General features: G+C 57.9%; 23 protein-coding genes and 1 pseudogene. 16 read left to right on the top strand and 8 right to left on the bottom strand.

Going from position 1 to position 25434, the window contains the following annotated elements; translation table 11 throughout:
• Window positions 1-4: 4 nt before the first annotated feature.
• From KIG99_RS17630 to KIG99_RS17620, 3 genes are all read right to left on the bottom strand, one after another.
• Window positions 5-2782, bottom strand: a complete 2778-nt coding sequence (locus KIG99_RS17630; RefSeq protein WP_226461344.1) for a TonB-dependent receptor — start codon at window positions 2780-2782, stop codon at window positions 5-7.
• Between the two features lie 164 nt (window positions 2783-2946).
• A complete protein-coding gene (locus KIG99_RS17625) occupies window positions 2947-3969 on the bottom strand; it encodes a FecR family protein (RefSeq protein WP_226461343.1) in 1023 nt (340 codons plus the stop codon).
• Window positions 3970-3977: 8 nt separating this feature from the next.
• On the bottom strand, window positions 3978-4493 hold the full coding sequence (locus KIG99_RS17620) for a sigma-70 family RNA polymerase sigma factor (protein ID WP_226461342.1): 516 nt from the start codon (window positions 4491-4493) through the stop codon (window positions 3978-3980).
• 128 nt (window positions 4494-4621) lie between these two features.
• On the opposite strand from KIG99_RS17620, the gene KIG99_RS17615 reads away from it, so the two are divergent.
• From KIG99_RS17615 to KIG99_RS17575, 9 genes are all read left to right on the top strand, one after another.
• Window positions 4622-4798 (top strand): hypothetical protein, encoded by a 177-nt coding sequence (locus KIG99_RS17615; protein ID WP_226461341.1) that lies wholly within the window; start codon window positions 4622-4624, stop codon window positions 4796-4798.
• A gap of 2 nt (window positions 4799-4800) precedes the next feature.
• Window positions 4801-5253, top strand: coding sequence for a YaiI/YqxD family protein (locus tag KIG99_RS17610; protein ID WP_226461340.1), 453 nt, complete (start codon window positions 4801-4803; stop codon window positions 5251-5253).
• A gap of 238 nt (window positions 5254-5491) precedes the next feature.
• A complete protein-coding gene (locus KIG99_RS17605) occupies window positions 5492-6043 on the top strand; it encodes a L,D-transpeptidase Cds6 family protein (RefSeq protein WP_226461339.1) in 552 nt (183 codons plus the stop codon).
• Window positions 6044-6565: 522 nt separating this feature from the next.
• On the top strand, window positions 6566-6874 hold the full coding sequence (locus KIG99_RS17600; protein ID WP_264180437.1) for a pirin-like C-terminal cupin domain-containing protein: 309 nt from the start codon (window positions 6566-6568) through the stop codon (window positions 6872-6874).
• Window positions 6875-6910: 36 nt separating this feature from the next.
• Window positions 6911-7324 (top strand): cysteine hydrolase family protein, encoded by a 414-nt coding sequence (locus KIG99_RS17595; RefSeq protein WP_226461868.1) that lies wholly within the window; start codon window positions 6911-6913, stop codon window positions 7322-7324.
• Entirely contained in the window at window positions 7240-7512 is a 273-nt protein-coding gene (locus KIG99_RS20800) for an isochorismatase family protein (protein ID WP_319002407.1), read from the top strand. Before KIG99_RS17595 ends, KIG99_RS20800 begins: the two co-directional genes overlap by 85 nt.
• 111 nt (window positions 7513-7623) lie before the next feature.
• Window positions 7624-8034, top strand: coding sequence for an OsmC family protein (locus KIG99_RS17585; RefSeq protein WP_226461337.1), 411 nt, complete (start codon window positions 7624-7626; stop codon window positions 8032-8034).
• A 26-nt stretch (window positions 8035-8060) separates the two neighbouring features.
• Window positions 8061-8648, top strand: a complete 588-nt coding sequence (locus KIG99_RS17580; RefSeq protein WP_226461336.1) for a TMEM175 family protein — start codon at window positions 8061-8063, stop codon at window positions 8646-8648.
• 13 nt (window positions 8649-8661) lie between these two features.
• On the top strand, window positions 8662-9543 hold the full coding sequence (locus KIG99_RS17575; RefSeq protein WP_226461335.1) for a pirin family protein: 882 nt from the start codon (window positions 8662-8664) through the stop codon (window positions 9541-9543).
• Window positions 9544-9828: 285 nt separating this feature from the next.
• Here the strand turns inward: KIG99_RS17575 and KIG99_RS17570 are convergent.
• The 3 genes and pseudogenes from KIG99_RS17570 to KIG99_RS17560 all read right to left on the bottom strand — a co-directional run.
• A pseudogene (locus tag KIG99_RS17570) lies at window positions 9829-10243 on the bottom strand (bifunctional aconitate hydratase 2/2-methylisocitrate dehydratase); the annotation flags it as partial.
• A gap of 92 nt (window positions 10244-10335) precedes the next feature.
• Window positions 10336-13167 (bottom strand): ankyrin repeat domain-containing protein, encoded by a 2832-nt coding sequence (locus KIG99_RS17565; protein ID WP_226461334.1) that lies wholly within the window; start codon window positions 13165-13167, stop codon window positions 10336-10338.
• Between the two features lie 262 nt (window positions 13168-13429).
• Window positions 13430-13669 (bottom strand): hypothetical protein, encoded by a 240-nt coding sequence (locus KIG99_RS17560; RefSeq protein ID WP_226461333.1) that lies wholly within the window; start codon window positions 13667-13669, stop codon window positions 13430-13432.
• Between the two features lie 576 nt (window positions 13670-14245).
• Between KIG99_RS17560 and KIG99_RS17555 the strand changes: the two genes are divergently transcribed.
• The 7 genes from KIG99_RS17555 (at window position 14246) to KIG99_RS17525 (ending at window position 23599) form a co-directional block, all read left to right on the top strand.
• A complete protein-coding gene (locus tag KIG99_RS17555; RefSeq protein WP_226461332.1) occupies window positions 14246-15232 on the top strand; it encodes a helix-turn-helix domain-containing protein in 987 nt (328 codons plus the stop codon).
• Window positions 15233-15259: 27 nt separating this feature from the next.
• Window positions 15260-16498 carry a hypothetical protein gene (locus KIG99_RS17550; RefSeq protein WP_226461331.1) on the top strand — a complete coding sequence of 413 codons (1239 nt, stop codon included), beginning with the start codon at window positions 15260-15262 and terminating at the stop codon, window positions 16496-16498.
• Window positions 16499-17217: 719 nt separating this feature from the next.
• A complete protein-coding gene (locus KIG99_RS17545; RefSeq protein WP_226461330.1) occupies window positions 17218-18144 on the top strand; it encodes an NAD-dependent epimerase/dehydratase family protein in 927 nt (308 codons plus the stop codon).
• Window positions 18141-20492 carry a glycosyltransferase gene (locus KIG99_RS17540; RefSeq protein WP_226461329.1) on the top strand — a complete coding sequence of 784 codons (2352 nt, stop codon included), beginning with the start codon at window positions 18141-18143 and terminating at the stop codon, window positions 20490-20492. The genes KIG99_RS17545 and KIG99_RS17540 overlap by 4 nt, the downstream gene beginning before the upstream one ends.
• Complete coding sequence (locus tag KIG99_RS17535; protein ID WP_226461328.1) at window positions 20489-21805, top strand: ATP-binding protein; 1317 nt, start codon at window positions 20489-20491, stop codon at window positions 21803-21805. Before KIG99_RS17540 ends, KIG99_RS17535 begins: the two co-directional genes overlap by 4 nt.
• Before the next feature lie 8 nt (window positions 21806-21813).
• Entirely contained in the window at window positions 21814-23223 is a 1410-nt protein-coding gene (locus KIG99_RS17530; protein WP_226461327.1) for a tyrosine-protein phosphatase, read from the top strand.
• Between the two features lie 7 nt (window positions 23224-23230).
• On the top strand, window positions 23231-23599 hold the full coding sequence (locus KIG99_RS17525) for a tetratricopeptide repeat protein (RefSeq protein ID WP_226461326.1): 369 nt from the start codon (window positions 23231-23233) through the stop codon (window positions 23597-23599).
• Window positions 23600-23795: 196 nt separating this feature from the next.
• Here the strand turns inward: KIG99_RS17525 and KIG99_RS17520 are convergent, their stop codons facing one another.
• On the bottom strand, window positions 23796-25133 hold the full coding sequence (locus tag KIG99_RS17520; RefSeq protein ID WP_226461325.1) for a type II toxin-antitoxin system HipA family toxin: 1338 nt from the start codon (window positions 25131-25133) through the stop codon (window positions 23796-23798).
• Window positions 25133-25399 (bottom strand): helix-turn-helix domain-containing protein, encoded by a 267-nt coding sequence (locus KIG99_RS17515; RefSeq protein WP_226461324.1) that lies wholly within the window; start codon window positions 25397-25399, stop codon window positions 25133-25135. The genes KIG99_RS17520 and KIG99_RS17515 overlap by 1 nt, the downstream gene beginning before the upstream one ends.
• Window positions 25400-25434: the final 35 nt, after the last annotated feature.

Genomic DNA, 25434 nt, shown 5'->3' with positions numbered 1-25434 from the left:
CACCTCAGAATTTGAGACCAACTTCCAGCCAGAACTGGCGGCCTTTTTCGTAAATCAGATAGGAACCGGAGTTTTCGATCGCGTTGGTCGCGTTGAGCACGTTCTCGATGCTCAGCATGACGAAGGGCTTTTCCCGGGTCGCCACCGGCACGTCCCAGTTGATGCGCATGTCCCAGGTCAGCGCCGGGTCGAAGGATTTGCGGTCGTAATTGGTATAGGTCACGCCGCCGACATCCTTGGTGCCGTTCTGGACCACCTTCTGGTAACCGGCGCGATAGCGGAAGAAATTGCCGATGCTCAGGTTGGCGGCGGGGATTTCGGTCATGAACAGCAAGCGGCCCGTCCACGGCCGGTTGTAGTTGTCGGCCGGCTTGTCGAGCGGGCTGATCAGCTTGCCTTCGTAGACGATGTAATCGAGACCGCGGTTGTCGTTGTAATCCTGGTCGCTGGTGTAGTAATCGGTGTGCGAGGTGTGCGACTTGATCTGTTCGATCCCGGCCATGACCGAAGTTCGCGTCCCCCAGGCCGCAAACGGGCGCTGCGTTTCGAGCGTCATCGACAGGGTCTGCGCATTGCTGCTGCCGGTGTTCTCGAACCAGTAATCGCCGGCCGCGCGCAGCACGCGCACGACCTGGTCGCGACTGCGCCGGTCGACGTACTTGATGCCGAGCAGCGTGCTGCCGATGCACTGCTTGAAGGCGAGCATGGCTTCGTCGTCGTAGGGCACCTTGAGATCCTCGAAGTGGTACATCGAGGACGTCGTGCTCATCACCAGCGGCCCCCAGTCGGTCAGACTGTTCCGGGTCAGCACGGCCGACTGCAGCGACAGGCGGTTGGCCGTCATGTAGTAGGTCATGAAATTGCGCCCGTAGTAGCGGTTGGCGCCGGCCTCGAAGCGCGTACGGCCGTCGCCGAACAGGTCGTAGAAAAAGGCGGCGCGCGGCGCCAGGGTGTCATCCTTGGCCAGGCTGCTCGAGTCGAAGCGCAGGCCGAGCCGGGCCATGAAATTGCCCTTGCGGATCTCGTCCTGCAGGAAGAGGCTCTGCATGTCTTCCTTGACCGTGAACTTGCCGGCCAGATAGACAACCTTGCTCTTCAGGTACTGGCCGGCCCAGCCGTTCGAGGTATCGGCCGTCGAGCAGTAGGGATCGACCGTACCGTCGCTGCGCAGGCAGTTGCCGCTGTAGGAAGCCGGCGTGTAGTAGGACTCGTACTGCGTCTTGCGGTTGTAATAGGACTCCTTGTGGCCGAGTTCGAAGCCGGCCTGCAGGCGGTGCTCGGTGCCGAACAGCGCGAGCGGCTCCCAGTCGATCCTGGCGCTGTAGTTCTGCGCCGTCTGTTTCTGTTCGACATCGCCGTAACCGCCTTCGTTGCTCAGGGTGCTCGTCCCCCAGTTCTTGTCATCGGCCGAATAACGCCAGGTCTTGTAGAGGCTGGAGTCGCCGTCGCGCGAGCTTTGCATCTCGGTCATCGTCAGGCGCTGGCTGAGCACGAAATGGTCGAAGCGGCTGGCAATGCCGCCGTTGAGACCGAGACCGCCGGCGTTATAGGTGTAGTGACTGTCCTTGATTGCCGAAATGAAACGATCGTCGGCAGTCGGCGCGTACTGGACGGAGAAGTCGACATTGTTGTCGGGAGTCGCCTTCCAGAAAGCCTTGACGAAGAAATTGTCGGTACGTCGGGTTTCTTCCGGCGTGCCGCCGACGCCGTTCTTATAGGCTGAGTCACCGTTGAGCGGGATGGTCGAGGTGCGCCGGATGAAACTGCCGATCAGGCCGAGATTCTCGGTCGGCTTGCCCTGCAGCGACAGCTTGTAGGTCCATTTCTCGAAGGCGCGTGCATAGTTCGAACTGGTCGTGTTGTCGTAAGTCCCCTGCTGTTCGGGCGCAATCTTGTATTCCATCCATTCCGAGCGGGTCGTGCCGATAGAGGCCTGGCCGGAAAAGGTCCTGGTCGGGGCGCAGGTGTCGGCGGAGACGACGCCGCCGGTGAAGGCGCCGTACTCGACCGGCACGTTCGAATCGCGCACGGTGATCTTGCACAGCAGGCTGCTGTCGATCGCCATGCCCTGGCTGGCCGAGGTCACTTCGGTGATTGACGAAGACTTGTCGCCGCTCGCCGGGTCGATGTCGTTGTTGAAGGACATGCCGTCGAGCTGGTAGAGATTCTGGTAGAACTTGGCGCCGTTGATGCTGATGTCGGCCGGCGAGATTTCGCCCTGGCGACCGGTGTGCAACTGGTTATTGTCGAACTGCACATTCGGCATGACGCGCAGGATGCTGGTGATGTCGCCGTTGCCGCCGGTCAGCGCATCCATCACGCGACGATCGATGACCGTGGTACCCGAGGACTCTCGCTGCTCGACGACCACGGTTTCGGCCAGCATCGGATCGTCGCGCTCTCCCTCCGGCGCAGCCGTAACCGACTTGGGCAAGGGAACGAGCAGGTAACCGGCCGCCGTCTTGCTGATCCCGTAGCCGCTATGGCGCAGCAACGCGCTAAAGCCCGCCTCGACGTCGTAACGCCCGTGCAGACCGGGGCTCTGCAAACCACGCAGTTTTTCCGCATCGAGCACGATGGCGACCCCGGCCTGCAGCGCGAAACGATTGAGCGCCTCGCCGAGCGGCCCGGCCGGAATATCGTACACGGCGGCCTGGCTCGCCGACTGGGCGAGCGCCGGACTGGCGGCAATGCCACACAGCGCCAGGTGCAGGGCAAAAACAAGGGGTTTGAGGGTTCCGCCGGCAATGCCGGCGTACGGGCCTGGTTTGATGTTGAGCATGAGCGTCGGCTTCCTGTTGGCAATTGATCCCCAAGCGGGGCGAAGGACGCGACGCGAAACTGGCTAACGCACCTGTCCAACAGGAAATGCCTGGCGGCCGATCGTGTCCTTCATCTGACTTGACGCACGAGACGGCGCAAGCGGAACCAGAAAAGCAAAAAAATTTACCGGCCCGTGGTTTTCGGGCTTTTCGGCATGTCGACCGTCACCAGATAAGGCGAGTAGCTGCGGATGCTCAATTCCGGGAAATTGTTGACCAGCAGTTGCAGGGCGCGGTCGGTGTCGGTCAGCGGCAGAACGGCCGTCACCTTGAGCCCGGCCAGCGCCGCCCGGTCGAAAACGATGCGCCCCGGGCGTTGCCGGTCGAGTTCATCGAGCACGTCGGGCAGCGGCATTTCCTGGGCGACGAACTGGCGCTGCGCCCAGGCGCGCCCGACGCTGGGCGGATCGACCGGCTCGGGCGACAACAGGCGGTCGGCATTGAAGCGGACGCGTTCGCCGGCCTGCACGACAAGCACGCCGGCACTCCCTGCATCAGCCTCGGCCGGGCGCACTTCGACGCGCGAAGCAAGCATGGTGACGACCGTCACCTCGGCCTCGCGCCGCACCGTGAAGCGCGTGCCGAGCGCCCTTACGCTGCCATGTTCGGTCTCGACAATGAAGGGCCGCGTTGCGTCGTGCGCGACATCGACCAGGATCTCGCCCTGGACCAGTTCGATGCGCCGCGTTTTGCCATCAAAAGCAAGGTTGACCGCACTGAGCCCGGCCAGCGCGATGATGCTGCCGTCAGCCAGGCGGGTCGTCGGCCACTCGCCGGCGGCCGAGTGCAGATCGGTCAGCCAGTAGCCCGGTGTCTGGCCGGCCAGACCGAACCAGGCGGGAAGAAAACTCAGGCCAGCGAGCAGCAGCACGAGCGCGACACCGCGCCGGGCACCGCCGCGCCCCTTACCGCCCAGCGCGGCACGCAGCGCCCGCCCGGCCGGGCGGGCGGCACCGCTGCGGCGCACCGCCTGCAACTCGCCGAGCATCGCCTCCATGCGCCCGGCGGCCGCCTCGTGCCGGGGATCGGCAGCGCGCCAGGCGGCGAAATGCTGCGCCAACTCGGCCTGCTCGCCGGCCTCGTCGGCACTCAGGCGGACTATCCACTCGGCGGCCTGGGCGGCGACCGGGTCGGCTCCGGCATGCATGCCCGGGCTCAATCCGGGCGCGCCGCAGCGCACTGGACCAGGCATTGCACCAGGTATTTGTGCACCATGCGGGTGGAGACCTGCAATTGCGCGGCAATCTCGGCATGCGAGCGCTCTTCCAGGTAATGCAGCAAGAAGGCCTCGCGCGCCTTGGTCGAGACGCCGGCCAGGAGATCGGCAATCTGCCCGAGCGCTTCCAGGGTGAGCAGGATCTGTTCGGGCGACGGGTGCGTCGGCGCGTTTTCCATGACGATGGCCAGCTCGGCGAGATAGGTGCGCTCGATCACTTCGCGCCGGATGCGATCGACCATCAGCCGCTGCGCCGTCGTCGTCAGGTAGGCGCGCGGCTCGCGCATGCCGCACAGAGCGTCGCGCGAGGCGAGAATGCGCACAAACACGTCCTGCGCCAGATCGGCAGCGCCGTGCCCACAGCCGAGCTTGCGGCGTAACCAGGCATGCAGCCAGGCGTGGTGACTCGCATAGAGCTGACCGATGGCATCGGTGGGATTGGCCGCGATATTCACGAATACACCCTGTCGGAAAAATTCATTTTATTGAGAATCGTTCTCATTATCTCAATCAAAGCCAGGCGCGTCAATCCAACGATGTCTCAGCCATGGGATACTTACCCTCCCCCAACCAGGAGAACGCCATGATCCACAAGCCCCAAGCGCTGGCCCGCCTGCTCCTTGCCGGCCTCGGCATCCTCGTCGCCGGCATGCACCTGGCCTTCTCCCGCATCGGCCATGCCCGCAAGGAACAAAAGAGCGGCTATGCCTGGGTGCCGGCCGAATTTGCCCCGCTGGCGACATCGACCGCAGGGAAATAAGCATGCAGATCTGGGTCGATGCCGACGCCTGCCCCGGCGTGATCAAGGAAATCATCTTCCGCGCTGCCGAGCGCCGGCAGATCCAGACGACGCTGGTTGCCAACCAGATGCTGCGCACACCGCCGTCGAAGTTCATTCGCGCCATCCAGGTGCCGAGCGGCTTCGACGTCGCCGATGCGCACATCGTCGAACAGGTGCAGCCGGGCGATCTCGTCATCACCGCCGACATCCCGCTCGCCTCTCTGGTCATCGGGCGCGGCGGCCACGCCCTCAACCCGCGCGGCGAGATGTACACCACCGCCAACATCCGCGAACGCCTCGCCATGCGCAACTTCATGGAAGAACTGCGCAGCGCCGGCGTCGACACCGGCGGCCCCGCCGCCTTCGGACAGGCTGACCGACAGGCCTTCGCCAATCAGCTTGATCGCTTCCTGGCGAGAATTCCGGCCGCCTGAAAAACGGCGGTCCGTACCGGTCGACCGGTAAAAACCGGCGAATTTTCCGGACATGACGAAACGGAGCAGCCTCCTTGAGCAGCACATATCCGCCAGATAGCGTGCGCCACAAATTCACAAAAACACGAATAAATGAAATTTTATGGAGACATAAGTTTCATATTATCGATTAAATATCATTTTTTGCTCAATAATATTGTCTGGTCACCAAACCATTCAACAATCATAGGGAGCAGAAATGGCTAACGACAAAACAGGACAAGGCATCAAGCTGGCCGCCATCTCGATCGGCGTCGGCATGTTCGCACTCAGCCTGAGCAGCATCTTTTCCGACTTTTCCGGCGCACAGGCTATGCCGGCAGCCCCGGATGCATTGCTCCAGGCCCTGCCGCCGGCGGCAGGCACCCCGGCGCCGGCCGGCGAACGCCTCGCCACACCCTCCGAAAAAGCCGAAGGCGAACTGCGCAACCTGCTGCAAGCCTGGAGCAAGGCCTGGTCGGAACAGGACACCGCGACCTACCTCGCCTTCTATGTGCCGGGTTATGCCGGCAACAGCGGCAGCCCGGAAGAATGGCGCGCCACCCGCAAGCGCATCATCGGCCAGGCCAGGTTCATCGATCTCAAGATCGGCGAAACCGCCATCGAACTCGGCAACAACGACCGCGCCACACTGAGTTTCGCCCTCGACTACACCTCCGACCGTCTCGAAGACCACGGCACCAAAACCCTGGAGGTGCGCCGCAACAACGGCCGCTGGCTGATCGAAAACGAAGCCTTCGCCGCCAACTGAGCGCCGCCATGGCGTAAAACAAAAAGCCCCCGCCGCTCAGTTGCCACTGAGCCGACGGAGGCTTTTTAGCGGTCGACGCTGCAAAAGCGTCGATTTTCGCGATTTACATCTCGACCGTAGCCGCCTGTTCCACAAACTCCGGACACGCTCAGAACCTGTTCACGATTTTCTGAAAATCATGAAACAGGCTACGGTATTAACTGATACGTCTGTAAAGCCCCTCCCAACCTCCCCTTAACAGGGGAGGAGCCCCCCAAATCGCGCTCGGACAGGCTCCCTCCCCTGTTAAGGGGAGGGCTGGGGATAAGCAGAGACTTAGCCGCCGTAGTTTGGCGGCTAAGTCGGTTGCTTAGTAGTTTCGTCAGGGGTTTGAATGACAAGCGAAAAATCATGAACAGCTTCTCAGGAAAAGGGCTACTTACTATCTAACCATTCGATTAATTCCTTTGCCGCTACATCGATAAATACACGCAGCTTTGGAGTAATGAAACGTTGTCGCGGGTATGTGGCCAGGATCTGCGCTTGCAAGCTGGCCAGCGCATCACCTTCGACCTTCCGGAAGGGCATACCACGGCGCTCTTCCTGACGCGGGGGACGATCCGTCTCGACAAGCGTCACAACGTAGGGGCGGCCGAACTGGCGGTATTCGAACGCGACGGTAATCGGCTGGAATTCGACGTCCTCGAAGACACCACTTTGCTGCTTCTCAATGGCGAGCCGCTCAACGAACCGGTGGTCGGCTACGGCCCTTTTGTAATGAACAGCGAAGCGGAGATCCGCCAGGCAATCAACGATTTCAACAGCGGCCATTTGGGACAGATCGGCCATTAACCCGCAGTGCCACACCACCTGCGAAGGAGAGAAACCATGAGCAAGCCCTACGTCAAACTCGACAAGAACAACGCCGCAGTCCTGCTGGTCGATCATCAGGCCGGGTTGTCTTCGTTGGTTCGCGACATCGATCCAGACAAGTTCCGCAACAACGTCTTGGCCCTGGCCGATCTGGCCAAGTATTTCAATCTGCCGACCAGCTTCGAGAACGCCCCGAACAGCCCCTTGATGACCGAGTTGAAGGAAACCTTTCCGGATGCGCCGTACATCGCCCGCCCAGGACAGATCAACGCTTGGAACAACGAAGATTTCGTCAAGGCGAAGGCCACCGACAAGACATCGCCGGCATCGTCACCGAAGTCTGTGTGGCCTTCCCGACGCTGTCGGCACTGGAAGAGGGTTACGAGGTCTTCGTCATTACCGACGCCTCCGGCACCTTCAACGAAGTGACCCGTCACTCGGCCTGGGATCGCATGTCAGCCGCCGGCGCCCAACTGATGACCTGGTTCGGGGCCGCCGGCGAACTGCATCGCAACTGGCGTAACGATGTCGAGGGGCTGGGTGCATTGTTCGCCAATCACATTCCTGACTATCGCAATCTGATTAATAGCTATACCACCGTTCCGAATAGCAAGTAATCTGCAACCATCCGCTGGGCAGACAGGTAGTGACTGTCGAGCGGATTTGCACAGACTTAAGCCCCCCAAAACTTCTCGGGATCAAACTAATACCTATCAACAGGAAGAAAAATGTCTGTCATCCCCACCGTCAAAGCCACGCTTGAAGAAACTCCATATATCGTTTCGTTCATCGACGACCTCGGCCACACCTGGACAGCAGATGAGCCTAGCGAGGTTGGCGGTGGCAATACCGCCCCGACACCGGATCGGTTGATTCTGGCCAGCCTCGGCGCCTGTACGGCAATCACACTGAAAATGGTCGCCACTCGGCGACAACTGCCCGTAACTGGCATCCAGGTAGAGCTACAACTCAATCCGGATGGCAAACCGGCCAACGGAAACGACATCGTTCGCCAAATTACGTTACACGGCAACCTGAACGATGAGCAGCAGGGACAATTGCTCAAGGCCGCGAATGCTTGTCCGATGCACAAATTGCTCACAGGTGAGATTCGTGTTCAGACCCAGATCAAGGTCTAAACACCATTCATTGAATAGGCGACAAAATGGGAAAGAATCGGCTGGAAGCATTCAGTGATGGGGTTTTAGCGATCATCATCACCATCATGGTTTTGGAGATGAAGGTTCCGCACGGCGAAGCTTTCAGCGATCTATCGTCCGTGGTGCCGGTTTTTCTCAGCTACATACTCAGTTTCGTATACGTTGGCATCTACTGGAACAATCATCACCATCTACTCCACACCGTAAAGCGGGTTTCGGGCCCTGTCTTATGGGCTAATCTGCATTTGCTGTTCTGGCTGTCTTTGTTCCCGTTCGCTACTGGCTGGATGGGAGAAAACCATTTCGCGCCGTCCCCCTCCGCACTCTATGGCGTAGTCCTGTTAATGGCCGCATTCGCCTATTTGCTATTGCAATGGGCAATCATTGCCTGCGATCCCGAAAACTCCCTCCTCAAGCAGATACTGGGATCTGATTGGAAGGGGAAGACATCCGTCATTTTCTACATTGCGGGCATTTGTACAGCGATGCTCTGGGAATCCTGGATCGCCCAAGCACTCTACGTCATCGTTGCGTTCATGTGGCTCATTCCGGATCGTCGTATTGAGCGAACTTTTCAAAACGCCAACAATTAGAAGGAGCATATCGATGTCCTCCATTGCTCGCATCACCGCCCGCAATGCCGACTTAGGCGACGGCATGATGGTTCGCCGCGTTCTGCCCAGCCGCCAGCAGCGCATGGTCGGCGCCTGGTGCTTCCTCGACCACGCCGGCCCGGTGGATTTTGCGTCAGAGCGCGGGATGCATGTCGGCGCCCATCCACATATCGGCCTGCAAACCTTCACCTGGCTGATCGAAGGCGAAGTGTTGCACCGCGACAGCCTGGGCAATGCACAGATCATCCGTCCTGGCCAGGTCAACCTGATGACCGCCGGACATGGCGTCGTCCACACCGAGGACTCTCTGGTAGACGGCAGCCGCCTGCACGCTGCCCAATTGTGGATTGCACTACCGCCAGAGGCCCAGGACTGCCCGCCTGATTTTGCCCACCACCCCGAACTGCCCCAATGGTCATCGGATGGCACAACACTGACCCTGCTGGCCGGGAACTACGCCGGCCATGCCGCCCCTACCCAACTGTACTCGCCGCTGCTGGGCCTCGATATCGCCAGCGCAACAACGGCAGCGGTTGACCTCGATTTACGGGCCGATTTCGAATATGCGCTGCTGCCGCTCACCGGTTCGGTCAGCTTGGATAGTGAGAACTTCCGGGCCGACGAATTCGCCTATCTCGGCCACGGTCGGGAAACGCTGCGGCTGGAGCTAGCTGCCGACAGCAAAGTCTTATTGCTCGGCGGCGAACCCTTCGCCGAACCCGTATTGATGTGGTGGAATTTCGTCGGCTTCGACAAGGCGACAATTGCCGCGGCGCAACGCCAGTGGGAAAGCGGCGACGCACGTTTCGGTGTGGTTGGTGATGGCCTGGCACCTCGCCTGAAAGCACCTCCCCTGCCCTGGTCCCAATATTGATGTCGACATGAAAAATTCTTGCGATTCGCACCAGCTTTGGCACTGCTCGTTCTTTCGTTGACTTGGGGTTACAACTGGGTGCTAGCAAAGCAAGGCTTGGCCTATGCCTCTCCATTCGCCCTCTCCATTCGCCCTCTCCGTCCAGCGTTGCGTCGGCGGTGCCATCGCCTTGCTGCTTGCGCTGAAATGGCTAAAACACCCGCTAACCTGCCGGCTCCCGGCACGATTTTGGCAATCGGAATCATCCAGGGCGGAGGGTTCATAATTTTCCAGACTTGGGCACTAGCCTTCGAGGACCTTGCCGGCAGCACGGAAGTGGCCGATGTGGGTCATGCAGGAGTCGATGAAGACTTCGTCGATCTTGGCGCCGGCGACTTCGGACAGGATCTTGACGTCGTCCGGATCGTTCGGGCAGGCCAGGATCGGCTCGGTGACTTCGGCCAGGTCGATTTCGATGACTGCGGCGTACTGGGCGTTGGCATCAGCCTTGAGCAGTTTGCCGTCGGCAGCGGCAAAGGCGAGCAGACCGGAACCGGCCGGGAAGGAAAAGCCGATCGGGTAACAGGTGTACGAACCCCGCCGGTGCCGACGGTATCGGGCAGCAGCAGGCGGTTCAGCCAGGAGTGGAGACACCGTCGCCCGGACGCAGCGAGACGCCGCCACGGGTGCTGATGAAGGACGGCAGTTCGCGGTGCATCTCTTGACGTCGACCAGTGGTGTTCTATTGTGTTGGCACGGTAACCGGATGCGGGGCATTGAGGGGACATCGAGGCACCGTCGATGCAGAACTGCTCACGCCCCTTCGCAAGCGAATCGGTTCATCTCATGTTGCAGTCGCGACGAAAGTGTGTGGTCTTTTGTCTGCTTCACTTTCTCCAGAAGTTGCTCGCGCGGATAGCACCGCAACTGCTTGACAATGGGGCGCCAATCTTCTGGCGGGAGCCAAGTTAACAGGGAGTCAAGCGTGGCTGCATCGTAGGCCGCGCGGGGACTGCCCAAGGCCAATATCCACGCCGCGCGCCGACGCTTGTCTATCACGCTCAACGCACGCGCCTCACCCAAGGCGCGCAATCCGGCCGAGAGCCAATGCGAGAATAAGCCTTCCTCACGCATGCGGATCAGGCTTGCACGGTCATTACTCAAGAGTGCGTCCAAAAAGTCCTGTCGGGCTTGCGGCCAATAGGTGTCGGCAAACTGCGCAATACCGCGCGACTCGTCATCCTGCAGAGCCTCCTTCAATGCTTCGCACCCGTCTAGTAGTAGTTCGCTGCCACAGCGCTCCATCAGACTGATGCGTCCTGGATGATCGGTTGGCAAGGGTTCGAGCACGACGGTATTGTTGTGCTGCAGGCGCGCTCGAAAAATATCGTTGGAGAACTGTCCCCAATCTACGCTCCCCGAAATGGCGACCCAAGGAGCTAGTTGCCCCGACTGGTGCATGAGCATGGCTTCGCCGGAGTTGGGCTCAACACCGGAATCCAAGAATGTCTGCTGAGCACGGTGCCAAAACATGGCAGATCGGTGTCCGTCTGCGGCGTTTGCCCGTTGCTCAGTTTCGCCTTCAAAAAAATCGTGATCGATCCACGAATGTCTACCCGGAAAGCGTCCACCGACTTTCAACCACTGACAATCGCCCAACCCGGTCACCTGAACGGGTACCAGGTACTCCGAATCGCCTCCATCTGGATCGCCCCCCTGCCCACTTGTTGCAAGTGCGCGGCGCAATCCACTATCCACTTGCTTGTGACACGTCAGCAGCGGCTTGGTCCATTGGACAGAACCCGGGTTAGCGGTATCCGTTTCTGCGGTTGTATTGGGCGGAGCGATCAACCAGGCATTCTGGATCGCTTCCTGTAGCGACGGAGCTGACCTGTCCGCTTCAGACAAGTTCTGGATGGGGTAACGTGGATGCCGAGCTTTATATCCTAGTCCTGCCAAACTGCGCACTCGATCCCATACTCCGGAATGCGACCCGAAGCGGTTTAGGGATGGCGGCGTCAACGCTAAGGCCACGGCGTCTGGGGTTGGGCCAAACGACAAAGGCGCCAGTGCCCAATCCATGAAACGCGGCAACAAGTCTGGGCGCTGCGCCTTAGCCAGCGCCAGAAACCCAGGCAACTCCTGCGGTTTAGCCCGCAACAACAAGCCGGCCCAGTCCGTCTCTGTGGGCCAGTCTTCTGGTGCAGCCCCTTTGAGTTGGCGCGCCGCCGCAAGGCCCTGTGCCAATTCTGGGATGGGAATGGACGCCAACAGGTGGCTCCATGTGTAAGTAAATTGCCCCGGTGCAGTGGACCGTTCGCGCGCCGGTAGCGCACCCAAGGCCATCCATTTTGACCACAGGGCATAGGGGAGGGACTTTGGGTACCCATAGGGGATGGCGAGCGGTGCAACCAGGTGGGGCGTCAGTTTTTCCCAGTGCGCGGCGCTTACACGATCAGGCCATTGGTGCAGTTGCTCTTGCACCTGTTTGATGAGGGATGGGGTTAGCTGAGCAATCAGCCATTCCAGGTCCGCCAAAGGCCAGGCGCCTGCGTGCAGCAGAGCAACGCCCCCCAAGGGATCGTTATAGTGGGTAAAGTGAAACCTTAGTCGGGTTTGGGACGCCTCAAGCACCTTCGGCAGATCGTTTTGCGGAATCAGGCGCAACAGGGCCGGCTCCTCACCCACCGGCGTGTCGCGGCGCGACAAGACAGCCAGGAAGTAAATTGTGGCGAGCTCCTGGCTCGACCACGGCGCGCGTAGACCATGGCCGATGCCTGTGCGCAAGACGGCTTTGCCTTTGCCACTAGGCAACAACGGAACAAGGGGCAGCAACACCGGGTTGGGCAGCAAGGCATCGAGTGCGCTCCAATGCGGCATGTCTGCCACCTCGGGCAATACCTCCGCCGAGCGACGGCCATTGAAATGAGTCGGGCAGGTCCAATTGGCATCGGCGATTTCGACCGGCGCTGCCCTCCCCCACGGCAGGGCTTTGACAATATCCAGTGCCGCCTTGGCTTTCCCGCTGCATAGCAGTTCGCCATACTTCTTACCCCATGCCTTGGGCGAAGGTTTCCATCCCACCTTTTTCAGCAAACGTTGGTACTGCGCAGCCTTGTCGCCGACATCTGCTACCTGGGATGCCGCGCTTTCCACCGACGCGTGAATCTGCGCTTGTTGCTTTTCAGAAACGCTCGCGGTGCCGAGTAGTCGCTGATAGTGCTTCAGCACGGTGTTTGCCACCTCCCAGTTTTCGGTGCGTACCGCAACACCGAGCGCATCGTACCCACTGGCCTCAAGAAAAGGATCAGCGCCATTGCGCAGCAACCAAAGCACTTCGGTGTTCCAACCTGCGCACGCTGCATGGTGCAAGGGTGTTCCCTGGCGAAAGTAGGCATTCAGGTCGGCGCGCTGGCGCTTGTATTGATTGAGCAAAAGCAAGAGCTCAGAGCCTTCGAGCAGGTCTTTTTCAGCGTCAGTCTGTTCACCGGTGTCTCGCTTGGCCTCGAGTACCTCACTGCAGATGGGAAACCGGTATTGCAGTTCCATGGTGGCATCATCAGGCTTCGCCGCTTGCACGGACGCTGCCGCAAATATGGACAGCGCGAAGGCGATGCCTGTTTGGAGGGTGTGTTTCGTCATCATCGCTACCAGTCTCTGTCTTGTAAAAGGATAATGGATAGGAAATTCCACTCCCCAAAGTGAGTATCGTCGCGCTTTTCGCTTCATGTCAAACGAGTACAACGAGAATATTCATCCGGAAATCGCACTCTCCCAGTCGGAACCAGCATCTGAAAGCGCAAGGCCGGCCGAATTTGGCCGGCCTTGCGCTTTCAGATACGAGCCCCCCGCGACAAGCCTCAACCCTTGTCGTTTTCGTCCCTACCAAACGACGCGCTAATCAAATTCATATCTTGGTACCGTTTTGGCCTACGGGGTCGGTTTCCCGCTCGGCCTGTTCGGTTGCCGGCAACGCCCACAGTGGTGGACAGCGCGCGGGCGCCAGACTTGAGGCTGAGGTTGGCTCGCCCAAGTGGCCGAGAGTTTCGCGAATCACCGGGACTTCGTTGATGAAGGCGATGATCCGCAGGTCAACGCCGCATTTCGGGCTGACCAGAGGAAGAACTTCACAGATGCGTGCCAGCAAGAGCGCCCATCCTGATCGGAGGAATCGGGATGGATAGCTGTATATATACAGGTCGTGGTGCAAAACGTGGCGTAGCGCCCCACTGGCACAGGTCAAATCGAGTTGCCTCACGCACGCCGCCTACTGATCCAGCAAAAAGCCCCCGCCGGTTTCCCGACGGGGGCTTTTTAGCGGTCGACGTTGAAAAAAAGTCGATTTTCGCGATTTACATCTCGACCGTAGCCGCCTGTTCCACAAACTCCGGAATCTGATCAAAGTTCATGTAGCGTTAATTTCGATCACGCAACCACGGGGTTTACAGGCCGATTTGTCTAAAGTTGTCTAAGAAATCTCGTTTATCTCGGAATGTATGCAACGTGGCCGGCACAGAGACTGCCACTCCGCCAAAGCTGCCAGTATGCGGCTTTTTTCGCCTTTCCCCCTAATTACTGTTGCTCCCAAACCTTCTTTGGCAGGACGGCAGTCGCCTGTCGATATTGCAAATCCGTGACACCCGTGACGACCCATTGACATATCTTCCCCAAGACAATAAAGTGATATCCGTGATGACCAACTAAAACAAAATAGGGAGCAGCGATGATTAAGTTCAGTAAGGCAGAAATGAAGGAAGAGTTCCGTGAGGTCGTTTATCAGTTCGCCCGCTCGGCGAGCTACTGCCTTGACCCTGAGGCCGGCTACCGCCTGCTGTTCGACCGCAAGCCAAAGAGCTTCGATGATGTGCTTCACTTTATGAATCCGGAAGTTAATTCACGAACCTACGATGAGCCTTTCTCCATTGACCACTTTCAGGCCACACAATGCATTGAGCAGTTCTACGACTACGGCTTGCTGGGCATCCGCTGCATGCCTCCCGTTGATAGCGGCGGTGCCAACGAATGGACCTTCGCCTACGGGATGGTCTGGGACGCATCCAACTCATTCCTGATCTCCGAGTCGTGTAACGGCGATCCAGTACAGGCCGATAAGTGCCTGTATGCCGGCAAAGCGTTCTTTGCCCGCTTGGTTCTCGATGGCGGTCACCGCACGTATTTGTATGGCGATGAAGGCGCGCCGAGCGACATGCTGACGATCTCTGAGGTGGCCATCCTCGCAGGACTTGATGACAGGACTGTGCGGAATGCCACCAGCAAAAGCGCAGCCAATCGACTTGAAACGACCGTGGTAGATTCGAACATCTTCATTCCCCGGGAGGCCGCCAAAGCATGGCTTAGCACCAAGCGCGGATTCATCCCTACGCGGGTTGGAGACGATCTGCCAAGTATTGCTGTGCTGAACGACTCTTTTATTGGTCAGGAAGAAGCGGGCGATTACGTCCGCAAGACCAGGGAGCGGTTGAACCTGGCCCCCAAGGCTTTGCTTGAGAAAGCCAAGCTCAATGTCGGGGTGAAGTGGCTGGCGCAGCTTGAAAAGGGAGACATTCCCCACGATGAAGAAATGCTGACTGCTTTAGGCGCAGCATTGGGACTGAATGGGACGCTGTTTGCACTACGCATGCTGGAGGCCAAGCAGAAGGACGATTTTTCCAATCTTCAACGCCGCATTTTCAGCGAAACCAACGCTTGATGTAGCCACGAATTGCTAGAGAAAAAAATGAACAAGAGCCTTCCCGCATCAGGCCAAATCGCCTGTGCTCGTTGCTTCAGCAGTTGTGGCGCCTCAATCCAGTTTGATCAAACCAAACGAACTGTGGGTGACTGGAGAATCACGGCCAATCCGATGGCTTGGGGCAACGTGACCCCTGAGATTATGGTACTTGGATTCTCCAAGGGGCCAACCCAAGCCGGAGCGCTAGTGAGTACTCCGCACAATGAGATCGCCTACAAAGGAGGGCGCCATAACGTCGGGAAAATCCTGGCTCATGTTGGGCTGATTGCAGGGGACGATCCAGCCAATCTGTCGCTGGCGGTGTCCCAAGCCATCTCGGATACGCAGGGCCGGTTTCACTTTGGATCGCTCATCCGTTGCACTGTGGAGCGGTATGAATCGGGCAGTTCAGTATGGAAAGGCTCCGGCGGCGGGATGCTCGACAAGTTCGTTGCCACGCCATTTGGCCGAGAGGTCGCCGGCAACTGCGCCGATCAGTTCTTGGCTGCACTCCCCTCAGTCACCAAGCTGGTCGTGATGTTCGGGTTTGGCACCGCACTCAACTACGTCCGCGAGTCGTTCAAGCTTTATGAGCGAGTACGCAAAGGCTCGTGGAAGTGGCTCAACGATGTTTCCTATACCGACGGCAAGATCATTGTTGTCCACGTCGAGCACTTTGCTTCTCAAGGCCCGCTGATTAATCAATGGAGAGGTGTCGATGGACATTCACGAGGTCGTTACGGCCGCATGGCTCAAGAATCCGTAGCTCTCGCGACAGGAAAGCCGCAATTCAGGGGCACTACTCCGACAGCTATTCCAGCTACCGCCAACAAAATGAAGGAAGTAAAACCAATGACTGCAAAGACCGCTGCCCCGACTGCGAACGCCGTTACCGAGACGCTACTCAAGGCTTTCCGTGACGCCAACTACATGGAAACTAAAAACATCGTGTATGTCGCTGGTTTTAAATCCAAGGCTGGACAGGTCGTGTACATCGTAAAGCAGACTTCGAAGCTCAACCGGATTAACGTCATGGTGCATCCGGACTTCTCTCCTGAAATGTTGCGAGGGCTGGACGGTGTCGATTCGGTTAGCGACGGACACGTGTTTCATTCCAATTTAACCGGCTACCCAAAACGCTTCAATGGTGGAGAAACGCCGACGGCGCATGGATGGCAGCTCACCTTTAACACCCTGCAAAACCTGAACAAGTTCCTTAAAGCATTCAGCGTGCAGACCTTGTGACGCAGCTAAATTCCGATCATCTGAACGCCGGCTGCTAGGCGTGACACCATGGAGAGCCATGGACCTTTCGTAGTGGTAACTTTGCCCGCCGGGGAAACTCGGTGGGCTTTTTTTCTTACTTGGCTAATGCGGTGACAAGCATTAGTTGTCAATTTTTCGGCCATTGCAGCCGCTCAGCACCTCCTTCGTGAACGGCTGCAGTAGTGAGCAAAACTGACTCCGCTGCCTCTACAAAATCGGGGGCGATTCAGTTGTACTGAAATAAAAATACACATAGCATTTAAAAAGCATTGATACCTCTCTTTGTGTCTTGGATCGGGTCCTAGACAACGACTTCGTCGGTGGGTTCGTACCGCTGCGGAAACGACCAGAATGTCAGTTCAGACTCCACGCTTAGCTTTGCTCCAGGCGCTTCCCAGACCCGAGGGAAGTAGTGGCGGTCTGTTCTGGCTTAACCTGAAGGAGCAAACCTATGAGTCATTCCCTGCCAAAAGCCGACATCGATCGTCGGTCTGAGCATCTCAACTCAACCTCACCGCAGTACTACCGGGATCGGGGTTACTCTCCTCAGGACGCAACTGCGTTGGCAACACTCACGCAGCAGCGACACCAAATCGAAGCCTCCCATCTGAAGCAGACGCAGAAGCCTTAAGGCGACTGATCGCTTTACTTGCCAGAACTCTCCTTGCGAGAGTTCTGGCGCTCATCTTGGGAAAATCATGACAAAGAGAGTACTGGTCACCGGCTCACGCGGCCTGGTGGGGCGACGGCTTTGCGCGTCGCTCAGAAATGACGGGTTTTCGGTAAAGGAACTGGATCTGCTTGGGCGCGGGTCAAATCACGGTGATTTGACCCGCCTGGCCGACATTGAGACGGCCATTCAGGGCTGCGTCGGTGTTGTTCACCTGGCGGCAGTTTCAAGGGTTGTCTGGGGGCAGCGAGACCCTGACCTGTGTTGGCGCACAAACGTCACAGGCCTTCAAAACCTCGTTCATGCGGCATTGGCCCAGAGTTCCAGACCGTGGATTCTGTTCTCGAGCAGCCGAGAGGTCTACGGGCAGGCTCCATCACTCCCGGTTGCTGAGACGACCGCGTTGAATCCGCTCAACGTCTATGCGCGCTCCAAGGCAGAGGGCGAACGCGTCGTTCTGAATGCGCGCAGCCAGGGCCTTCAAACGGCTGTCGTTCGGCTGTCGAACGTGTACGGATGCACGAAGGATCACGCAGATCGAGTCATTCCTGCATTTGCCAGGGCTGCGGTCGAAGGCTCGCCCTTCCGCGTTGAAGGCAGCAACCACACCTTCGACTTTACGCACGTCAATGATGTCGTTCGAGGTATTCGTGCCTTGATCGGACTGTTGGAGTCCGGCGAGCAGTCATTGGCCCCAGTGCATCTGGTATCAGGGCACCCAACCTCTTTAGGCGAGCTTGCTGCGATTTGTTGTCGACTGGCGGAGAGCGACTCAGTCGTCACTGAGGCTGCGCCTAGATCTTACGACGTGGCGCGTTTCTATGGAGATCCGGCGAGAGCACGTGAGATTCTCGGCTGGGCGCCTGAAATTTCATTGGAAGCCGGCCTGGTACATCTCATTGAAGACTTCAGGCAAGAACACGCATTGCATGGCGTCGCGGAGGCATCAGCATGAAAATTTTGAAAGTGATTCACGGTTATCCGATGCGCTACAACGCCGGTTCAGAGGTCTATAGCCAGACGTTGTGTCAGGGGCTGGCTGATCGACATGAGGTCCATGTTTTTACCCGCGAAGAGGATCCCTTCGCGCCGGATTACCGCCTTCGTCAGGATCGAGATCCTGATGACGCAAGGATCACCCTGCATCTGTTGAACAACCCGAGGTTAAAGGACAGATACCGGGCTGAAGGGGTCGATCAGCGTTTCGCCGATGTATTGGCCGAGGTGCAGCCCGATGTTGTGCATGTCGGGCACCTCAACCACCTCTCGACGTCCTTACTGAAGGAGGCAGCCAATCGTGGGATACCAATTGTCTACACGCTTCACGACTACTGGGTCATGTGTCCGCGCGGCCAGTTCATGCAGACCCTTCCAGAAGATCCTGACAATCTGTGGGCGGCCTGCGATGGGCAGGAGGATCGCAAGTGTGCCGAGCGTTGCTATGCGCGATACTTCAGCGGGGCTCCCGATGAATACGAAGCGGATGTGGCTTACTGGCAAGACTGGGTGAAGCGCCGCATGGCACACATGCGCGAGATGGCCGAACTGGTGGATGTGTTCGTTGCCCCGGCGCGTTACCTTCTGGAGCGCTATCGCCATGACTTCGGCCTGCCCGAGCGCAAGCTCATCTATCTGGATTACGGTTTCGACAGAAAGCGTTCCGCTAACCGTAACAGGGTTCAGGAATCGGATTTCACGTTTGGGTACATCGGCACTCATATTCCGGCCAAGGGAATTCATGACCTGATCCGTGCCTTTGGGCGGCTCACAGGCAAAGCCCGACTCAGGATCTGGGGGCGCCCGCGTGGTCAGGAAACGGCCGCACTGAAAGACATCGCAGCGAGCCTCCCTGCCGAGATCGCAGACAAGATCGAATGGATGCCTGAGTACAGGAATCAGGACATCGTTCGCGATGTTTTTGATCGCGTGGATGCGATTGTTGTGCCATCGGTATGGGTGGAGAACTCGCCGCTGGTTATTCATGAGGCCCAGCAAGCTCGCGTACCGGTGATCACGGCCAATACAGGCGGAATGGCCGAGTATGTCCATCACGAGGTCAACGGACTCTTGTTCGAGCATCGCTCATACGCTGCTCTGGCGGAGCAGATGCAGCGTTTTGTCGATGCGCCTGAACTAGCGACAAAGTTGGGAAGTCGTGGCTACGTTTTCAGCCTGGATGGTGACATTCCCGATATCGATACCCACGTGCAGGATATCGAAGCCTTGTATCAGCGAGTCCTTCGTCGGCGGGACAGAACAAGGCTTGCACATGCGCAAGCACCCTGGCGGATTACGTTTGATACCAACCCGGATACCTGCAACCTCAAGTGCGTGATGTGCGAGGAGCATTCACCACACAGTGCGTTGCAGCCACTGCGCAAACTGGATGGGCGTCGTCATCGCCGCATGCCCTTCGAGATGCTGAAGCGGATCGTCGAGGAAACCGCTGGGAAAGGGCTGCGTGAAATCATCCCATCAACCATGGGTGAGCCTTTGCTCTATGAGCATTTCGAGGACATCCTGGCTTTGTGTGCGAAGCACGACGTCAAACTGAATCTGACGACCAACGGAACCTTCCCGAAGTATGGGGCTAGCGATTGGGCTGCCCGCATTGTGCCGGTCACCTCCGATGTAAAAATCTCCTGGAACGGTGCCTGTAAGACCACTAATGAATCGATCATGCTGGGCTCGAAATGGGAAGAATCACTGCGCAACTTGCGTGAGTTCATTGCGGTGCGTGATGCGCATGCTGCGAATGGCGGCAACCGTTGCCGCGTGACGCTCCAGCAGACCTTTCTGGAGTCCAACGTCGAGGAGCTGGCCGATATCGTACGACTCGGTATCGAACTCGGCGTGGATCGTATCAAAGGCCACCATCTCTGGGCGCATTTTCCTGAAATCGAAACCTTGTCGATGCGCCGCAATGCAGACACGATCCTCCGCTGGAATGTAGCTGTCGAGCAGGCTCGAAAGATCGCTCTGGAACAGCCTCTCGCGAATGGGCGTGCGATCCTTCTGGAAAACGTCTTTCCGCTGGACGAAGGATCGTCACAGGAGCTTACACCTGATGGCCTGTGCCCCTTCTTGGGACAAGAGGCATGGGTCAGTTCTCAAGGGCGATTCGATCCATGCTGCGCGCCGGACGCGCAGCGTAGGACTTTGGGAGAGTTCGGCTACTTGGAGGATGCATCCCTTCTTGAGGTCTGGCGGGGGGATGCTTATAGCGCGCTGGTGTCTAGTTACAGAAACCGTTCCTTGTGTGCCTCGTGCAACATGAGGAAGCCTGCGGGAGAAGGTCTATGAATTGGCGCGATCTGAGTGTGTCGGCCTGTGCAACGCACCATGAGTGCGATGGGCAGCCCGCTTACTTCGAACGCTTCGACGAAGTGCTCAAGTTCCACGCGCCAGGCCTTGCACCGGTGAAACTCGGAGAGAAAGCGTGGCACGTCAAACCAGATGGTCAGGCTGCCTATGCGTGTCGCTTCATTCGAACGTTTGGTTACTATGAAGGCTTCGCTGCAGTACAAACCATGGATGGATGGCATCACATTCGTCCAGACGGAAGCGATGCCTATCCTGAGCAGTATGACTGGTGCGGAAACTTTCAATGCGGTCGCTGTACGGTGCGATTGCGTGATGGCCGCTATCGACATGTGCGCTCGGATGGCTCATTCGCGTATCCAGAAACCTGGCGCTATGCCGGGGACTACAAGGACGGATTCTGTGTCATCCAGAGTGACGCAGGCCTATGCACGCATTTGGATCTGAACGGTAAGCCGTTGCATGGCAACTGGTTCATTGATCTAGACGTTTTTCACAAGGGCTTTGCACGCGCGCGTGATGGTGATGGCTGGATGCACGTTGATCTGCGTGGAGTGCCTGCGTATACGCGACGATTTGCGGCTGTTGAACCGTTCTACAACGGTCAGGCAAGAGTGGAGCGACTTGATGGCGGTCTGGAGGTCATCAACGAACAGGGGCAACGTCTGGTTGAACTTCGCCCTGCCAGACGGTCTGAATTTGCGGCACTTTCAGGCGATATGGTTGGTGACTGGCGCACAAAGACGATTTCGGTTGCAAGTAATACACGCCCTCTACTTGTGTTGATCGGCGCACTAGGTACGGGCAAAACAACTCTAGCAAAGGCTCTGCACGCATGCACTGGCATGCGGTTCGCCTCAATTGATGGTGAGCGTACCGTTCATGGAGATGGCTCAACTTCAGGTGAGATGCGCGCTTGGGCAGCGCTTCTGGGGAAGATTGAACAGGGAGCTTGCGACGCCGTAGAGTTTTCTGGATCAGGTCCGCTAGTTTGGCACGTGCAGCAAGCGATCAGGAACGCGAGGCGGTCGTACCGCGTAGTTTGGGTTAGGTCGCCTCTTGAGATTTGCTTGGATCGGGTTCAAGCGCGCAAAACAGCGGTACCTTACCCTTTCAGTGCCGAAGCACTGGAGAAGACCACACGCGAGCTACACGCCAGACTTGAGCGCGAAATGGCGGATGAAACGTATTGGAAATTTCATTACGTTACACACATTGACGGACTCCGACCGATCGAGGATCAGATCGCCGACGTGATTTCTTTTGTCAGCAGGCCGAAACCCGGCGAACTTTAAACGAACTCATGAACGAACTTATCTCAGCGCAGGAAAAGATACTAGAGTGGGCAAAACAGGAGACGCTCGTGCGCGCCCTATTTTGGTATGGCTCTTACTCGATCAAAAAAGAAAAGGCAGATTCCGACTTGGATGTCGCGGTGCTGTTCGAACCGCGTACCACTCCCAACTGGGAAACACTCGCACGCATGATCGGCGACGTGCGTCTTTCGCTTGGTCTCACTTCGAGTGCCGGTCGAGCGACGTTCTTTGTCGGCGATAGTCTGCGAAGGGTAGATGTATCTTGGGCGACGACAGAAGCAGAGCTTTTTTGGCTGGCAGACTGTCCAGAGGTTCCACAGCCGCGTCTGGTTCTCGCTTTTGATCGCGATGGAGCGGGGCGTCCGCTGGCGTTACGGGCATCAGCACAACTCACTATCGATCCAGTCAGGCGCTCGCATGAGGAGATCGAAAAATTCATTGAGGCTTTTGAGGCGGCCTCACGTTCGCATTCACGCAGCGATGCCTATGCGTTTTACTTTCATTACAATCTCGCGCTTCAGCGTCTGGCTCGACTGGTGGCAATTTCGCGGAATGGATTGCCACGACTGTATCTCACCCCACAATTAACAAACACCCTCTTGGCCGAATGGGAGCGTGCCACCTTTGTAGCGTTAAACGCTCCGATGGACTTGAAGCAGGGCAATCAAGCGAAGCTTCGCCTCCAGCAGCAGTTTCTCAAATTTGTGGGTGAACTCGTGCATGGGCCACAGAAGTTAGATGTGGATATCGAATCACTCAGTAATTTCCTCGATTCGGTACGGACTCGCGATGCAATGTATAACGTGCGCGACGTCGGAGTTTGGCTCGGGCATTCATTAACGAAGGGGCGCTTGTTTCGGGCGAGCGTACTGAGTCGGTGGCAGGAAGAGCCATTTTTGAATCAGTGGCTGCGGGCCAATCGTATTGGTCGAATCGTGGATTTGCGGGTGGATAAAGAAAGTGAAGGTCCGGCATATACCCAAGATACGTTGGTTGGACTGGACTACCGTCGGTTCCCGGTCGGTTGCCCAGGTGGGCGGACGCTAGGCACTGAGCACCCCAAAGAACTGTGTTACTTCCCTGTGCTTGAAAAATATTCGCACGCGTTTGTGGAAGCCTTACGAAGCCTGAACGGCGATGCTCCACCGACGGTGGTTCATTGCAAAGCTGGCATGGATCGCACGGGGATTTTTGTCGCCCTGGTCGGGCTGCTTTTGGGTGTATCAGAGGATCTGATATTGACTGATTATGAGGCGTCTGGCGTAACGGTTTCGCGCGAGTGGATGGAACGATTTTGTGCCGAGGTCCGCTTAGGCGGGGGGGCTCAGCTTGTCTTGGGACGCTATGGGTGGACGAAGGAAGATACGGAGCAACTGCGTCAATTTTTCAGACGCTAAAGACATCATGAGCGAGGTCCTCAAAGCATATCGTTTTCATCGTGGCGAAGCATTACGCATGGAAGGCGAGGCCTGGGAAAACCTCGGAGATGTCGAGCGAGCGTTCGCGGCTTACATGAGTGCATCCCAAGCGGAAGGCCGCGCAGAACCGCTCTGGCAGGCCGCTCGCTTGGCGCTTCGGATCGGTGACTGGGCGCGCGCCGAGGAGTGGGCAGAGCGGGGGGCTAAGCTCGCGATGTCCCCACCGCGCGAGAAACAGCCATTTGGGGGGATCGATTATCCTTATGTCCTCGATTGGCGGAGCTACGGATCAGAGTGCCAGCAGGAGCTTAAACAGCAGATTCTTTCCAATAACTTCTCCGAGCATCCTTCATGACCAGTAACCATGTCGGCTATCTGACGTATTGCCGCCTGATTCGGGCTTGATGCTAAACGGCAGGATTGGCCGAAGAGCCACCGCAGGCGGATTACCGGTTCTCGGCCATTGCGGACTGTCGTGCGCGTGGAAATCGACGGCGGCTTTACACAAAATTCCGGACACCCGGATCAATCCGATCCAGCGCACCGCGGGACTAAACACCTAGCGCAAGGCTCTTACCAAGACGATCCGCCGACCACTGAAGCCCCTTGGTGATAGCCTCAAACACATCCATTGGGTACCCATCGGTCAGCGATGCCCCTGCCTTATCAACCACGCTCGGCGTCATCGAGATCAGCTCCTCGATAAGCCGTATTGCGGGATCACGCGGAATACGGCACCGCGCCGCCAAGTGCACAAAATGCCTGGCCTGTACCGTTTCCAGCTGGTAGTGTGCATTCGTGCTGCGGAGCGCCATTGCCAGCTTGAGCTCTTTGTAGTTAAGCAAATTGGCCCCCTGCCCGGTCACCGGCCATGCAGAAAGCACGTCGTACATCGGCGTCATTTCGTACGCCGAACCCGGTAGCAGCCGGATCGAGAAGTTTTTGGCGTGGCCATCTGTTGCCGCCAACATCCAAAACAGGACCTGCGTACGGAAAAAGGTCTCGAGGTCTCGGCCATTGCGCGAATACACCAGTTTTTCGACGATTTCCGCGTGCCCAGGCCCACCATCGCTTTCGTACTTCAGCGCACTCTGACAGCCGAGTGCCTGGCAAAAATCTTCCTGTGGCAATCGCAGCCAGTATCCCTCCGCCATCCGCTGGCGGTCAAAGCGGGTAACCAGTAGTGCCTTTTGATCTTCGAACATCGCCATCGCAGTCTCGGCGACCGGAATGCCGAACAAATCCAGCAACTGAGCGCACAGCCACTCGTTTTCCACTGACGTGCGCATATCTGCTTTGCGCGCACCGACCAGGCCCAGGGGCAATTTGAAGATGTGCGTCGTCGGTGTGGCCCCGTGAGGCAGGCACCACTGGCCGTCAATCAAGGTCAGCGCAGTTTTTTCCTGCGCACCCGCAATCGAGATACGAAAATTCGCTTGATCCTCACGGTGGATTCCGCCACTGGGCAGGATCGTGTCGCGTAGCACCTGCGCCACCTCGGCCTCGGTCAGGGGCGTAGCTTCTGTTTTTCGGTAATCGCTTGGTTCGCTGCCCAAGGGCATCAGTTGGACCGCACCCACGCAGTCCTGGCCGATCGCTTCCAGCAAATCGAAAGCGCCTCGCGTTGCGGTCCCGAACCGTGCCTGCAACCGTTTGCGGATCGGGTCGCTGTCCGGCAGCAGGTTGTCAAAATATGCCCCTACTGCCGAACTCCGGATGACGCTGGTTTGCAGCGGTAGCGACAACGACAGCGGTCGCAGGCGCTCAGACTGCAGCCATTCCTCGTCGTATCGCAATTGATCGTAGCCATTTTGCGATATCGTCCAGTACGCTACCCGGCTGCCATTCATCCAAAGCGCCAAGACCCGCTGATGTGACTTGCGCCCCATCACCAATCCTCGCCTGGTGTGCTGCTGGGGCTCGCCTCCTGCGCGCGGAGCATCACTTCCAGCCCCAGCGTTTTTGCGAGCACCAGCAGTCGGGCCAGATTAAGCTCCGCCGGGTTCTGCTCCAACTCAGAGAACCAACTCTGGCCGATGTTAAGGCGTGTCGCAACTTGACTTTGCGACATCTTCTTCGCGCGGCGCTGGTCCCGCAAGATGGCGCCCAACTGCTCCGGTGTGTGAATAGTAGTTAACGAGGTTAGTAAAGACATGCGTGCCTCGGATATCGGTAATGGCGATATCTTAA

It is taken from the genome of Quatrionicoccus australiensis (genome assembly GCF_020510425.1).
Taxonomy (GTDB): Bacteria; Pseudomonadota; Gammaproteobacteria; order Burkholderiales; family Rhodocyclaceae; genus Azonexus; species Azonexus australiensis_A.
This window is presented reverse-complemented; position numbering and strand designations above follow the sequence as displayed.

Coding starts and splice junctions, on each gene's coding strand:
- KIG99_RS17525 (WP_226461326.1), top strand. CDS start 23,231: ATGAGCGAGGTCCTCAAAGCATATCGTTTTCATCGTGGCGAAGCATTA.
- KIG99_RS17625 (WP_226461343.1), bottom strand. CDS start 3,969: ATGCATGCCGGAGCCGACCCGGTCGCCGCCCAGGCCGCCGAGTGGATA.
- KIG99_RS17585 (WP_226461337.1), top strand. CDS start 7,624: ATGTCTGTCATCCCCACCGTCAAAGCCACGCTTGAAGAAACTCCATAT.
- KIG99_RS17565 (WP_226461334.1), bottom strand. CDS start 13,167: ATGATGACGAAACACACCCTCCAAACAGGCATCGCCTTCGCGCTGTCC.
- KIG99_RS17580 (WP_226461336.1), top strand. CDS start 8,061: ATGGGAAAGAATCGGCTGGAAGCATTCAGTGATGGGGTTTTAGCGATC.
- KIG99_RS17545 (WP_226461330.1), top strand. CDS start 17,218: ATGACAAAGAGAGTACTGGTCACCGGCTCACGCGGCCTGGTGGGGCGA.
- KIG99_RS17575 (WP_226461335.1), top strand. CDS start 8,662: ATGTCCTCCATTGCTCGCATCACCGCCCGCAATGCCGACTTAGGCGAC.
- KIG99_RS17605 (WP_226461339.1), top strand. CDS start 5,492: ATGGCTAACGACAAAACAGGACAAGGCATCAAGCTGGCCGCCATCTCG.
- KIG99_RS17595 (WP_226461868.1), top strand. CDS start 6,911: ATGAGCAAGCCCTACGTCAAACTCGACAAGAACAACGCCGCAGTCCTG.
- KIG99_RS17520 (WP_226461325.1), bottom strand. CDS start 25,133: ATGGGGCGCAAGTCACATCAGCGGGTCTTGGCGCTTTGGATGAATGGC.
- KIG99_RS17530 (WP_226461327.1), top strand. CDS start 21,814: ATGAACGAACTTATCTCAGCGCAGGAAAAGATACTAGAGTGGGCAAAA.
- KIG99_RS17515 (WP_226461324.1), bottom strand. CDS start 25,399: ATGTCTTTACTAACCTCGTTAACTACTATTCACACACCGGAGCAGTTG.
- KIG99_RS17540 (WP_226461329.1), top strand. CDS start 18,141: ATGAAAATTTTGAAAGTGATTCACGGTTATCCGATGCGCTACAACGCC.
- KIG99_RS17555 (WP_226461332.1), top strand. CDS start 14,246: ATGATTAAGTTCAGTAAGGCAGAAATGAAGGAAGAGTTCCGTGAGGTC.
- KIG99_RS17535 (WP_226461328.1), top strand. CDS start 20,489: ATGAATTGGCGCGATCTGAGTGTGTCGGCCTGTGCAACGCACCATGAG.
- KIG99_RS17610 (WP_226461340.1), top strand. CDS start 4,801: ATGCAGATCTGGGTCGATGCCGACGCCTGCCCCGGCGTGATCAAGGAA.
- KIG99_RS17630 (WP_226461344.1), bottom strand. CDS start 2,782: ATGCTCAACATCAAACCAGGCCCGTACGCCGGCATTGCCGGCGGAACC.
- KIG99_RS17615 (WP_226461341.1), top strand. CDS start 4,622: ATGATCCACAAGCCCCAAGCGCTGGCCCGCCTGCTCCTTGCCGGCCTC.
- KIG99_RS17550 (WP_226461331.1), top strand. CDS start 15,260: ATGAACAAGAGCCTTCCCGCATCAGGCCAAATCGCCTGTGCTCGTTGC.